Source organism: Pseudomonas sp. KT_2_4 (genome assembly GCF_041410225.1).
GTDB classification, from domain to species: domain Bacteria; phylum Pseudomonadota; class Gammaproteobacteria; order Pseudomonadales; family Pseudomonadaceae; genus Aquipseudomonas; species Aquipseudomonas paracarnis.
The window spans coordinates 3,356,394-3,368,310 of record NZ_CP166962.1 but is presented as its reverse complement, the minus strand read 5'-3'; the positions used below and the strand labels follow the sequence as shown (position 1 = coordinate 3,368,310).

The 11,917-nt window shown below is 60.3% G+C and carries 12 protein-coding genes; 9 read left to right on the top strand and 3 right to left on the bottom strand.

Annotated elements, in window-relative coordinates; all coding sequences use genetic code 11:
• The first annotated feature begins 218 nt into the window (after positions 1-218).
• From tkt to fba, 6 genes are all read left to right on the top strand, one after another.
• Positions 219-2,216 (top strand): transketolase, encoded by a 1,998-nt coding sequence (gene tkt / locus AB9N64_RS15620; protein ID WP_019817446.1) that lies wholly within the window; start codon positions 219-221, stop codon positions 2,214-2,216.
• A gap of 138 nt (positions 2,217-2,354) precedes the next feature.
• On the top strand, positions 2,355-3,410 hold the full coding sequence (gene epd, locus AB9N64_RS15615) for an erythrose-4-phosphate dehydrogenase (protein ID WP_003194958.1): 1,056 nt from the start codon (positions 2,355-2,357) through the stop codon (positions 3,408-3,410).
• A gap of 17 nt (positions 3,411-3,427) precedes the next feature.
• Complete coding sequence (locus AB9N64_RS15610; protein ID WP_122300965.1) at positions 3,428-4,591, top strand: phosphoglycerate kinase; 1,164 nt, start codon at positions 3,428-3,430, stop codon at positions 4,589-4,591.
• A 31-nt stretch (positions 4,592-4,622) separates the two neighbouring features.
• Complete coding sequence (locus AB9N64_RS15605; RefSeq protein ID WP_003194953.1) at positions 4,623-4,850, top strand: hypothetical protein; 228 nt, start codon at positions 4,623-4,625, stop codon at positions 4,848-4,850.
• Positions 4,851-4,911: 61 nt separating this feature from the next.
• Positions 4,912-5,244: an MliC family protein gene (locus tag AB9N64_RS15600; RefSeq protein ID WP_014720277.1), complete on the top strand. Its 333-nt coding sequence runs from the start codon at positions 4,912-4,914 to the stop codon at positions 5,242-5,244.
• A gap of 124 nt (positions 5,245-5,368) precedes the next feature.
• Positions 5,369-6,433, top strand: coding sequence for a class II fructose-bisphosphate aldolase (gene fba / locus AB9N64_RS15595; RefSeq protein ID WP_003177554.1), 1,065 nt, complete (start codon positions 5,369-5,371; stop codon positions 6,431-6,433).
• Positions 6,434-6,492: 59 nt separating this feature from the next.
• Here fba and AB9N64_RS15590 read toward each other — a convergent pair whose 3' ends face one another.
• Both AB9N64_RS15590 and AB9N64_RS15585 read right to left on the bottom strand, forming a co-directional pair.
• Entirely contained in the window at positions 6,493-6,786 is a 294-nt protein-coding gene (locus AB9N64_RS15590; RefSeq protein WP_102665902.1) for a fructose-bisphosphate aldolase, read from the bottom strand.
• 473 nt (positions 6,787-7,259) lie between these two features.
• Entirely contained in the window at positions 7,260-7,925 is a 666-nt protein-coding gene (locus tag AB9N64_RS15585) for a polysaccharide lyase family 7 protein (protein ID WP_058410801.1), read from the bottom strand.
• 312 nt (positions 7,926-8,237) lie between these two features.
• On the opposite strand from AB9N64_RS15585, the gene AB9N64_RS15580 reads away from it, so the two are divergent.
• The 3 genes from AB9N64_RS15580 to AB9N64_RS15570 are packed head-to-tail and all read left to right on the top strand — an operon-like array spanning position 8,238 to position 11,200.
• On the top strand, positions 8,238-10,343 hold the full coding sequence (locus tag AB9N64_RS15580; RefSeq protein WP_020302128.1) for a bifunctional diguanylate cyclase/phosphodiesterase: 2,106 nt from the start codon (positions 8,238-8,240) through the stop codon (positions 10,341-10,343).
• A 42-nt stretch (positions 10,344-10,385) separates the two neighbouring features.
• Positions 10,386-10,886 carry a M48 family metallopeptidase gene (locus AB9N64_RS15575; protein WP_014720273.1) on the top strand — a complete coding sequence of 167 codons (501 nt, stop codon included), beginning with the start codon at positions 10,386-10,388 and terminating at the stop codon, positions 10,884-10,886.
• Between the two features lie 17 nt (positions 10,887-10,903).
• Positions 10,904-11,200 carry a helix-turn-helix domain-containing protein gene (locus AB9N64_RS15570; protein WP_014720272.1) on the top strand — a complete coding sequence of 99 codons (297 nt, stop codon included), beginning with the start codon at positions 10,904-10,906 and terminating at the stop codon, positions 11,198-11,200.
• A gap of 98 nt (positions 11,201-11,298) precedes the next feature.
• Here the strand turns inward: AB9N64_RS15570 and AB9N64_RS15565 are convergent, their stop codons facing one another.
• A complete protein-coding gene (locus AB9N64_RS15565) occupies positions 11,299-11,751 on the bottom strand; it encodes a GNAT family N-acetyltransferase (RefSeq protein ID WP_014720271.1) in 453 nt (150 codons plus the stop codon).
• Positions 11,752-11,917 lie beyond the last annotated feature (166 nt).

Genomic DNA, 11,917 nt, shown 5'->3' with positions numbered 1-11,917 from the left:
AATATCAAAAAGTTTTGATATTGATCGATAAGTGGCGGTTATAAGCCGTCGCTATAACCTTTAGACGAACCGGTTAAAGGTTTCTGCAAGGGATTGGTGCCCAAAGCACAGGAAAAACGCCCACAAGTAACTATCTGTCATTGCCCGCAGGCGGTGGCTGAGGGAAAATGCCGGTCCTTTTTTCCGTTTCTTTATAAGCAAACTCCAGGAGATCAGCGATGCCCAGCCGTCGTGAGCGTGCCAACGCCATTCGTGCCCTCAGCATGGATGCCGTGCAAAAAGCCAACAGCGGCCATCCCGGTGCCCCGATGGGCATGGCGGATATCGCCGAGGTACTTTGGCGTGACTACCTGAAACACAACCCGAGCAACCCGTCGTTCGCCGACCGTGACCGCTTTGTGCTGTCCAACGGCCACGGCTCGATGCTGATTTATTCGCTGCTGCACCTGACCGGCTACGATGTCACCATTGACGACCTCAAGAGCTTCCGTCAGCTGCACAGCCGTACCCCGGGCCACCCGGAATTCGGCTACACCCCAGGCGTGGAAACCACCACCGGCCCCCTGGGCCAAGGCCTGGCCAATGCGGTTGGTTTCGCCCTGGCGGAAAAAGTCCTGGGCGCGCAGTTCAACCGCCCTGGCCACGACATCGTTGACCACCACACCTACGTATTCCTGGGTGATGGCTGCATGATGGAAGGCATTTCTCACGAAGTCGCCTCCCTGGCCGGCACCCTGGGCCTGGGCAAGCTGATTGCCTTCTACGATGACAACGGCATCTCCATCGACGGCGAAGTCGAAGGCTGGTTCACTGACGACACGCCTAAGCGTTTCGAAGCCTACAACTGGCAAGTGATCCGCAACGTCGACGGCCACGATCCGGAAGAGATCAAGACCGCCATCGACACCGCTCGCAAGAGCGCGCAGCCAACCCTGATCTGCTGCAAGACCACCATCGGTTTCGGCTCGCCGAACAAACAGGGTAAAGAAGACTGCCACGGCGCCCCACTGGGTGACGCGGAAATCGCCCTGACCCGCGAAGCACTGAAGTGGAACCACGGCCCGTTCGAAATCCCGGCCGATATCTACGCCGAATGGGATGCCAAGGAAAAAGGCCTGGCGGCTGAATCCGAGTGGGACCAGCGTTTCGCTGCGTACTCCGCCGAATTCCCGGAATTGGCCAACGAGCTGGTACGCCGCCTGGCCGGTGACCTGCCTGCCGACTTCTCGGAAAAGGCCTCGGCCTACATCGCTGAAGTCGCGGCCAAGGGCGAGACCATCGCCAGCCGTAAAGCCAGCCAGAACACCCTGAACGCCTTTGGCCCGTTGCTGCCTGAGTTCCTCGGCGGTTCGGCTGACCTGGCCGGTTCCAACTTGACCCTGTGGAAGGGGTGCAAAGGTGTCTCTGCCGAAGACGCCAGCGGCAACTACATGTACTACGGCGTGCGCGAGTTCGGCATGAGCGCCATCATGAACGGCGTGTCCCTGCACGGTGGCCTGGTGCCTTACGGCGCGACCTTCCTGATGTTCATGGAATACGCACGTAACGCCGTACGTATGGCGGCGCTGATGAAGAAGCGCGTGATCCACGTCTACACCCACGACTCCATCGGCCTGGGCGAAGACGGCCCGACGCACCAGCCGGTCGAGCAACTGACCAGCCTGCGTACCACGCCGAACCTCGATTGCTGGCGCCCAGCCGACGCGGTGGAATCCGCTGTGGCCTGGAAGCACGCCATCGAGCGCAAGGACGGCCCTTCGGCGCTGATCTTCTCGCGTCAGAACCTGCAACACCAGGTGCGTACCGACGCGCAGATCGCCGACATCAGCCGTGGCGGTTATGTGCTCAAGGACTGCATCGGCGAGCCGGAGCTGATCCTGATCTCCACCGGTTCCGAAGTGGGCCTGACCGTTCAGGCGTACGACAAGCTGACCGAGCAAGGCCGCAACGTGCGCGTTGTGTCCATGCCCTGCACCAGCGTGTTCGAAGCCCAGGACGCCGGTTACAAGCAATCGGTATTGCCGTTGCAGGTCAGTGCGCGTATCGCCATCGAAGCGGCTCACGCCGACTACTGGTACAAGTACGTGGGCCTGGAAGGCCGTGTGATCGGCATGACCACCTACGGTGAGTCGGCGCCGGCGCCAGCGTTGTTCGAAGAGTTCGGTTTCACCCTGGAAAACATCCTGGGTCAGGCTGAAGAGTTGCTGGAAGACTAAGTCAGTCTGCGTTGTCTGTACTGGCGCCATCGCGGGCAAGCCCGCTCCCACATTTGGATCGCGGTCCACTGTGGGAGCGGGCTTGCCCGCGATGGCGCCAGTACATTCATCACTGAACTAACCTTGATCGAGAACCCCATGCCCCAACCGCGTCCCTACAAAGTTGCACTCAACGGCTACGGCCGCATTGGTCGTTGCGTCTTGCGTGCTCTGTTCGAGCGAGGGGCGGCGGCCGGGTTTGAAATTGTCGCGATCAATGATCTGGCCGACATGGCCAGCATCGAATACCTGACACGCTTTGACTCCACCCACGGCCGTTTCCCTGGCGAAGTGCGGGTTGAAGGCGATTGTCTGCATATCAATGGCAACTGCGTGCAAGTGTTGCGCAGTGCCACCCCCGAAGGCATCGACTGGAAAGCACTGGGCGTCGACCTAGTGCTGGAATGCTCCGGTGTTTATCACACCCGTGCCGATGGCCAGCGTTTTCTCGACGCCGGCGCACCGCGTGTGCTGTTTTCCCAGCCGATGGCCAGCGAGGCGGATGTCGACGCCACCATCGTCTACGGCATCAACCAGGACTGCCTGACCGGCGATGAGCTGCTGGTGTCCAACGCGTCGTGTACCACCAACTGCAGCGTGCCGTTGCTGCGCCTGCTGGACCAGGCGATCGGCCTGGATTACGTGTCGATCACCACGATTCACTCGGCGATGAACGACCAGCCGGTCATCGACGCCTATCACCACGAAGACCTGCGGCGCACGCGTTCGGCGTTCCAGTCAGTGATTCCGGTGTCCACCGGCCTGGCGCGTGGCATCGAGCGACTGCTGCCGGAACTTGCCGGGCGAATCCAGGCCAAAGCCGTACGGGTGCCGACGGTGAATGTGTCTTGCCTGGATATCACCATGCAAACCGTCAGTGACACTGACGCGGCCGAAGTCAACCGGATCCTGCGCGACGCCGCCACCAGCGGCCCGCTCAAAGGTCTGTTGGCCTACACCGAGCTGCCCCACGCCAGTTGCGATTTCAACCATGACCCGCATTCGGCGATTGTCGATGCCAGCCAGACCCGCGTTTCCGGCCCCAGGCTTGTGAACATTCTGGCCTGGTTCGACAACGAATGGGGCTTTGCCAACCGCATGCTGGATGTTGCCGAACACTATCTGCACATCGCTTCTAAACAACCTCAACAGTAATTCAGGAACTGCGACCCATGACCGTGTTGAAGATGACCGACCTCGATCTGCAAGGTAAGCGCGTACTGATCCGCGAAGACCTCAACGTCCCCGTCAAGGACGGTGTTGTCACCAGCGATGCGCGAATCCTGGCCTCGCTGCCGACCATCAAGCTGGCCCTGGAAAAAGGCGCGGCCGTGATGGTCTGCTCCCACCTGGGTCGCCCGACCGAAGGTGAGTTCTCTGCCGAAAACAGCCTCAAGCCGGTCGCCGAGTACCTGAGCAAGGCCCTGGGCCGTGACGTGCCATTGGTCGCAGACTACCTGGGCGGCGTGGACGTGAAAGCCGGCGATATCGTGCTGTTCGAAAACGTGCGCTTCAACAAGGGCGAGAAAAAGAACAGCGACGAACTGGCCCAGCAATACGCCGCCCTGTGCGACGTGTTTGTGATGGACGCGTTCGGCACCGCCCACCGCGCCGAAGGTTCGACCCACGGCGTGGCCAAGTTCGCCAAGGTCGCCGCGGCGGGCCCGTTGTTGGCTGCCGAGCTGGATGCGCTGGGCAAGGCCCTGGGCGCTCCGGCCCAACCGATGGCGGCCATTGTTGCCGGCTCCAAGGTGTCCACCAAGCTGGACGTGCTCAACAGCCTGAGCCAGATCTGCAACCAACTGATCGTCGGCGGCGGCATTGCCAACACCTTCCTGGCTGCTGCCGGCCACCCGGTGGGCAAGTCCCTGTACGAGCCAGACCTGCTCGACACCGCCCGCGCCATCGCTTTCAAGGTCAGCGTGCCGTTGCCGGTGGACGTGGTGGTTGCGAAGGAATTCGCGGAAAGCGCCGCGGCGACCGTCAAGCTCATCGCTGACGTGGCCGACGACGACATGATCCTGGACATCGGCCCGCAAACGGCAGCCAACTTCGCCGAGCTGCTCAAGGCATCCCAGACTATCCTGTGGAATGGCCCGGTGGGCGTATTCGAGTTCGACCAATTCGGCAACGGCACCAAAGTGCTGGCTAAAGCGATCGCTGAAAGCTCGGCGTTCTCCATCGCTGGCGGTGGCGATACCCTGGCGGCAATCGATAAATATGGTGTGGCTGATCAGATCTCCTACATTTCTACCGGTGGTGGCGCTTTCCTCGAGTTCGTCGAGGGCAAGGTGTTGCCAGCCGTGGAAGTGCTGGAAACCCGAGCCAAAGGTTAAGGCTCGCGTGATCAGGAAAAGGAGCGTTCCCATGATCAAGTCGTTGGCACTGGTGATCGCAGCGGGCCTGTTGGCCGGCTGCGGCAGCACACCCAGCGCGGCGCCCGAGGCGGATAATGCCAAGGCACCGTTGAGAAAAAGCTGTTACCAGGCTGACTGGCAAGCCGAGACCATGCCGGTGATCAACAAGCGCATCGGCAACGAACGGCTGGAGAAATACGACTCCGCGCCCAACGGTCAGGAACAGGGTTGCCCATGACGGGTCTGATCCACTAACCGACAGCAACGGCGGCCCATAGGCCTCCCTGCGAGGATTGGCAATGAAAGGCGTTTTCGCCCTGGCAGCTCTGGCCCTGTTGGCCGGCTGCAGCAGCATGAACCTGTTCAACAAGGCAGAGCCAGCCGACAAATGGACCACCTGGACCTGCGACAGCAAGGCCGAGGTCAACTGGCGCTTTGCCAACCAGGCCCGTTCCGAAGTGGATGTACGCCTCGGCGGTTCGGACCAGGTTTACCGTCTCAAGCAAGAGGTAGCCGCCTCCGGCGTGCTGTACAGCGACGGCCAGTTGGCGTTTCACACCAAAGGTGAGGAAGGCCTGGTGTACTGGGTGGCGACGGATGATTTGATTGGGCGCGGCTGCAAAGCCAACTGAACCCAACAGCAATAACGATTCAGCAGCACAAGGCTCAACCCCTTGATCTGCAATAACTTGAATAGCAGCCGCCGCTACGGCAGGCTTGCACGATTAACGACCCTCGACCGGGAGAGACAACACAATGGCACTTATCAGCATGCGTCAAATGCTGGACCACGCAGCCGAGTTCGGCTACGGCGTCCCAGCCTTTAACGTCAACAACCTTGAGCAGATGCGCGCCATCATGGAAGCCGCTGACAAGACCGACTCCCCAGTGATCGTCCAGGCTTCGGCCGGTGCGCGCAAATACGCTGGCGCCCCGTTCCTGCGTCACCTGATCCTCGCTGCCATCGAAGAATTCCCGCACATCCCGGTGTGCATGCACCAGGACCACGGCACCAGCCCTGACGTGTGCCAGCGCTCGATCCAACTGGGCTTCAGCTCGGTGATGATGGACGGCTCCCTCGGTGAGGACGGCAAGACCCCAACCGACTACGAGTACAACGTACGCGTGACCCAACAAACCGTGGCCATGGCCCACGCCTGCGGCGTTTCGGTTGAAGGCGAGCTAGGCTGCCTGGGTTCGCTTGAAACCGGCATGGCCGGCGAAGAAGACGGCATCGGCGCCGAAGGCGTGCTGGATCACAGCCAGATGCTGACCGACCCGGAAGAAGCGGCCGACTTCGTCAAGAAGACCCAGGTCGACGCCCTCGCCATCGCCATCGGCACCAGCCACGGCGCCTACAAGTTCACCAAGCCGCCTACCGGCGACGTGCTGGCCATCGACCGCATCAAGGAAATCCACAAGCGCATCCCTAATACCCACCTGGTGATGCACGGTTCTTCCTCGGTACCGCAAGAGTGGCTGGCGATCATCAACCAGTACGGCGGCGACATCAAAGAAACCTACGGCGTACCGGTTGAAGAAATCGTCGAAGGCATCAAGTACGGCGTGCGCAAGGTCAACATCGACACCGACCTGCGCCTGGCCTCCACCGGTGCGATGCGTCGCCTGATGGCCACCAACCCGAGCGAGTTCGACCCGCGTAAATTCTTCGGCGCCACCGTGACGGCGATGCGTGATGTGTGTATCGCACGTTATGAAGCGTTTGGTACGGCGGGTAATGCTTCGAAGATCAAGCCGATCTCACTGGAAGCGATGTACCAGCGGTATTTGAAAGGTGAGTTGAACGCTAAGGTGAACTGAGCCTCAAGTGTTAATAAAAAGCCCGCAGCGATGCGGGCTTTTTTATGGACACCATTTAATCAACTTGCAGATGATGCGCCGAAACCACGGTGTTCAATGACTCGAAACACATCACTTACATCCTGCACCAGAATGCGTGCGGCATTGGCCACGTTGTTCAGGTCGCGCTCGGCAAAATCCGGCAGGCTGGAGCAAGCCATCAGGTTGAGGTGTTCCAGAGCGGCGTTGAGGCGTTCGCGCAGGCAGGCGTGGAGGTCGAGCAGTGGGGCTTCGCTGTCGATCAGCAGCACGGGGTAGTCGGTGGCGGTTTCTGTGCAAGGGGTGAAGCGACGAGGTGGTAGTTGCTGGGTCATGGTGAATCCTTAACTCGAGAGAAGAATGACCACCGTTTGCTGCGAAACAAGTTGGGTGGCAGCTGTACGCGGGTTCGCAGACCGAGGAGTTAAGACCCGGCAGACCCGAAGGTCTCCCACGCACAGCCGCCATAACAAAGACGACCTTCGGCAAGGGTACCGGGGTTGTTTTGACGGGTGCGGTTTTAACTCTGTAGGGCTGCGAAACCCTATCGCCGATCAATGCCAGCGACGGGGCGAACTATAAGCGGCGATGTGGCTGGCCGCAACGGTGCTGTAGGACTCACACCGGACCTTGAAGCCGATGCACGGTCAATGTGGGAGCCGGGCTTGCCCGCGATGGCGGTGTGTCAGGCGCCTAGGATAGTGGCTGATGTGCCGCCATCGCGGGCAAGCCCGGCTCCCACAGGGGGCGGCGGTGTGTTTAAAACTTTGGATTTATCTGGGAAAAATCCGGTGTCTCACGGGACGATTCACTCATGATCAATATCCAACTTCGCAAACGTCACCCGCGCGCCCTCATTGGTGTCGCCCGAATTGTCCTGCACGTACACCCCCGCCTTGAAGTACAACGGCTTGTCACCCCAGGCCGCGCCTATGCGTTCATTCCACTCACTGTCGGCGGCATACACGCTCAGCAGCCCGGCTTTGTTGAGGTTGATCACGTAGGTGAAGCTCTTCTGCAGTGGCACATTGGAGGCGACGATGATCACCTGGCTTTCGGCTTCGTCCGGGCGCATGCGCACTTTGGCGACGATGTTGCCGGTCTGGGCTTTCTCCTTGAATTGGTACTCCAGCTTGATCAACGGTTTCTGGCTGTCGTAGGCGTGGATCTGGCCGATCACGATCTTGCCGGAGGAGGGCACCTGGTTGACGGTGAGGGTTGCGCGCAGGAAGTTGTCGGCTTCGGGGTAGGTCCAGTTACGCAGGCGGCCGTCGGCGTAGGTTTCACGCAATTCGCTGCGTGGGTAGATGGCATTTTCGGTTCGCGAGCCCGTCACAGGCGTCCAGAACTGCACATCGCTGCCTTCGGCCTGGAAGTATTGATCGTTGAAGCCGCTCATCAGCCTTGGCGTTTCAATGGTCGTGGGTGGGGAGCCGACCGGGATGCTCAGGTTCCAGGTGGAAAGGTCGATCATGGTGTTGGCCTTTTTACAGAGGGTGTAGGCATTGGCCCAAAGGGCCTTCCAGGTTCTTTATAGGCGGTGCGGGTGAGATTGTTAAACAATTGCTGGCAATTTATTGGCGTCAGAGGAATGCCAAAAAGCCATGTTGCCCGTGAACCGCGGGCTACAGGGCCTTACCGTTAGTCGGCTTCCTGGTCTTTGGCACAATGAGGGCACCCACGTCACTTCTGCTTTTTTGGCCGCGCGGCTAGAGTGAGCCCTCAGTGTTTATCCGGCCTTGGTAGCAAAAGTGACCGGTGCAGCTCCCTAAGGAAGAGACGTAGCATGGATGGCGCTCCGCAACACGACGATGCAATTTCGGTTCTGTTGGTGGTCGATGACTACCCGGAAAACCTCGTCAGCATGCGTGCGCTGTTGCAGCGTGACGACTGGCGGGTGATCACTGCTGCGTCTGGCCTGGAAGCCTTGGAGTTACTGCTGGCCCATGACGTCGACTTGGTGCTGCTGGACGTGCGCATGCCGGGCATGGACGGCTTTGAGGTCGCGCGCCTGATGCGGGGCAGCCAGCGCACGCGCATGACGCCGATTATCTTTCTGACCGCCACCGCCCATTCGCCCGACGCGGTGCTTGAAGGCTACGCCAGTGGGGCGATCGACTATCTGTTCAAGCCCTTTGACCCGCACATCCTCAAGCCCAAGGTGCAGGCGTTGCTCGAGCACCAGCGCAATCGCCGTGCCTTGCAGCGCCTGAGCCATGACCTGGAGTTGGCCCGCGCTTTTAATGCCTCGGTGCTGGATAACGCCGCCGAGGGCATTTTAGTGGTGAGCGAAAACAGTGTGATCGAGTACGCCAACCCGGCCATTTCCCGGCTGTTGAATGCGACGATGGCTGAGTTGCAGGGCGAGAGTTTCCTCAGTTTCCTGCAAAAGCCCCATGTGCCAGCCTGGTTGGGCTTCCCCATGTACGAGGCGTATCGCCGGGGCGAGACGTGGCGCCAACACGACGCCATTTTGCGCACCGGTCGGGGCCAGCAGGTGCCGGTAGCGTTGTCCTGCGCGCCCTTGCCTGTGGAGCAGAAGGCGATGGTGGTGACGGTGCTGGACATGTCCGAAGTACGGCATCTGCACCAGCAACTGGAGTTCCAGGCCGTGACCGACCCGTTGACCGGGCTGCTGAACCGGCGCGGTTTCCATCAGGCGATGGAGAATACGTTGCTGCGCAGCGAACGTAGCGAGCAGGCGCTGGTATTGCTGTACCTGGACCTGGATGGCTTCAAGCGGGTCAACGATACGTTGGGCCATGACGCCGGGGATCGCGTGCTGCGTTGGGTTTCGGAGCAAATGCAGGCGTGCCTGCGTTCCTACGACATTCTGGGGCGCATGGGCGGGGATGAGTTCACCGCGTTGCTGGAGCTGGAGTTTCCCGAACAGGCGGCGAAGATCGCGGAAAAGCTCATCGAGCGGGTTTCTGTGTGCCAGCAGGTCGATGGGCTGGAGGTGATGCTTGGGGTCAGTATCGGCATCGCGACCTTCCCGGATTGCGGCTCGGACTTGAGCGGCCTGCTGCGGGCGGCGGATATTGCCATGTACGAAGCCAAGCGCGCCGGCCGTCAGCAGTATCGTTACTACGACCAGGAAATGAACGGCCGCGCCCGCTCGCGGTTGATGCTGGAAGACAGTGTGCGTACCGCCATTGCCAACAAGGACTTCACCTTGGTGTACCAGCCTCAGGTTTGCCTGGAAGACGGGCGTTTGCGCGGCGTCGAAGCGCTGTTGCGCTGGCAGCATCCCAGCGTCGGCGATGTGCCGCCGGGCCTGTTCTTGCCGCTGCTGGAAGAGGCGCGGTTGATCAACCAGTTGAGTGCCTGGATCTACCAGCAAGTCGCTGCCCAGCGCCAGGCCTGGCAAGCCACCTTCGACCCCGAACTGGTGTTGAGCGTGAGCCTGAGCAGCAGCCAGTTCAACATGCCCAACCTGGCCAACCAACTGCAGCAGATGCTGGAGCGGCATGGATTACAGGCGCGGCAACTGGAGGTGGAAATCGGCGAGGACTGCTTGATGAGTAATCTTGCCGAGTCTACCAAGCAACTCCAGTTACTGCGCCGGATCGGGGTGCGGATTGCCCTGGACGATTTTGGCTGCGGCCAGTGCTCCCTGGCCCATTTGCGCGACCTGGCATTCGATACCCTCAAGCTTGACCCTCAATTAGTGGCGCGCCTGCCTGGCTCGGCGCGGGATGGGGCGATGGCGCGCAGCATCATCCAACTGTGTGAGCATTTTGGTGTGCTGGTGATCGCCGAAGGCGTGGAGACCCTTGAGCAAACACAGTGGCTAAAGGCCAATGGCTGCGCGTATATCCAGGGGCCGTGGGCGGCGCTGCCGTTGATGGCCGAAGACGTTGCCGGCTGGTCTTACCCTCGCGCGCTTTGAATTCGCTACACTGGCGCCCGTCCCAATTGCGTTGCAGAGCCCATGACCGCGTTGAAATACCTCCAGGCCTATCCCGCCGCGCTCCAGGAGCAAGTGCGCCAACTGATCGCCAAGGACCAGTTGGGGGCTTACCTGGAACAGCGCTACCCCGAACGCCATGGGGTGCAGAGCGACAAGGCCCTGTACGCCTATGCCCTGGCCTTGAAGCAGGAGCACCTGCGTAACGCGCCGTCTATCGACAAGGTGCTGTTCGACAACCGCCTGGACCTGACCCATCGTGCCTTGGGTTTGCACACCACGATTTCCCGGGTGCAGGGCGGTAATCTCAAATCCAAGAAAGAGATTCGCATCGCTTCGCTGTTCAAGGAGGCGGCTCCGGAGTTTCTGCGCATGATCGTGGTACACGAGTTGGCGCACTTCAAGGAGTCGGACCACAACAAGGCGTTCTATAAACTCTGTCAATACATGATGCCGGGCTACCATCAGGTGGAGTTCGACCTGCGTGTGTACCTCACCTGGCGCGATTTGCAGGGCAAGCCCTAACCCCAAGGCGACTGACCATGGATGTGAGCAAGACCAAAAGCAGCTTCTACCGCCGCCTGTACGTGGCGTACTTGATCGACAGCCAACTGGCCAGCAGCGTCCCGGCGCTGACCGAGGCCACCGGCATGCCTCGGCGTACCGCCCAAGACACCATTGCGGCGTTGGCCGACCTGGATATTGTGTGTGAGTTCGAGCAGGAGGACGGTGCGCGTCACCATGCCGGGCGCTATCGGATTCGGGATTGGGGGGCGATTGATCGGGGGTGGATCGAGGCTAATCTGGCGTCGATCAAGCAGGTGTTGGGCTATCCCTGAAGGTCGGCTTTGGCAGGACTGACGCTATCGCGGGCAAGCCCGGCTCCCACAGTTGAATGCGTTCCAATGTGGGAGCTGGCTTGCCTGCGATGGCGCGCTCAGAGGCGCCGCATACCAATATGTGGAATATCATCTTCCAGGTATTCCTCACCCGCCACCACAAACCCATACCGCCCGTAATACCCCTGCAAGTGCGCCTGGGCCGAGAGAAAAATCGGCGTTTGCGGCCAGATATCCTCAATACGCTCAAGCGCCTCTTCCAGCATTTGATGCCCCAGCCCGGTGCCCCGTGCCGCTGGCGAAACGATGACGCGGCCAATCACCACATCGCCGCCCTGGGTCTCCGGGTCCAGCAGCCGCAGGTAAGCCACCAGCTCGTTATCATTCCAGGCCATCAGGTGGTGGGTGTCCCCCGCCAGGTCCTGCCCGTCGATGTCCTGATACGCGCATTTCTGCTCGACGACGAATACCTCGCTGCGCAAGCGCAGGACGGCATACAGCTGGTCCTTGCCCAAGTCGTCGTGATGTTTGCAAACCCAATCAACCGTCATGATGTGTGCTCTTATAAAGACGTGCCTGGATAGTAAGCGTGACGGGCGCCGCTGTCTAAAATTGACAAATGTGTGAATGGCGTCAATTTGCCATCATTCAGTGCGTGCGCCGTTGGCTTCTTTGTGTAATCTGCAATGCAAGCTTATTGATGAGCTACTGTTATCA

What these genes read in the sequence shown, in the direction of transcription:
- AB9N64_RS15570 (WP_014720272.1), top strand. Translation starts at nt 10,904, where the DNA reads ATGGATGTGAGCAAGACCAAAAGCAGCTTCTACCGCCGCCTGTACGTG.
- AB9N64_RS15605 (WP_003194953.1), top strand. Translation starts at nt 4,623, where the DNA reads ATGATCAAGTCGTTGGCACTGGTGATCGCAGCGGGCCTGTTGGCCGGC.
- AB9N64_RS15600 (WP_014720277.1), top strand. Translation starts at nt 4,912, where the DNA reads ATGAAAGGCGTTTTCGCCCTGGCAGCTCTGGCCCTGTTGGCCGGCTGC.
- AB9N64_RS15565 (WP_014720271.1), bottom strand. Translation starts at nt 11,751, where the DNA reads ATGACGGTTGATTGGGTTTGCAAACATCACGACGACTTGGGCAAGGAC.
- tkt (WP_019817446.1), top strand. Translation starts at nt 219, where the DNA reads ATGCCCAGCCGTCGTGAGCGTGCCAACGCCATTCGTGCCCTCAGCATG.
- AB9N64_RS15590 (WP_102665902.1), bottom strand. Translation starts at nt 6,786, where the DNA reads ATGACCCAGCAACTACCACCTCGTCGCTTCACCCCTTGCACAGAAACC.
- AB9N64_RS15575 (WP_014720273.1), top strand. Translation starts at nt 10,386, where the DNA reads ATGACCGCGTTGAAATACCTCCAGGCCTATCCCGCCGCGCTCCAGGAG.
- AB9N64_RS15580 (WP_020302128.1), top strand. Translation starts at nt 8,238, where the DNA reads ATGGATGGCGCTCCGCAACACGACGATGCAATTTCGGTTCTGTTGGTG.
- AB9N64_RS15610 (WP_122300965.1), top strand. Translation starts at nt 3,428, where the DNA reads ATGACCGTGTTGAAGATGACCGACCTCGATCTGCAAGGTAAGCGCGTA.
- AB9N64_RS15585 (WP_058410801.1), bottom strand. Translation starts at nt 7,925, where the DNA reads ATGATCGACCTTTCCACCTGGAACCTGAGCATCCCGGTCGGCTCCCCA.
- epd (WP_003194958.1), top strand. Translation starts at nt 2,355, where the DNA reads ATGCCCCAACCGCGTCCCTACAAAGTTGCACTCAACGGCTACGGCCGC.
- fba (WP_003177554.1), top strand. Translation starts at nt 5,369, where the DNA reads ATGGCACTTATCAGCATGCGTCAAATGCTGGACCACGCAGCCGAGTTC.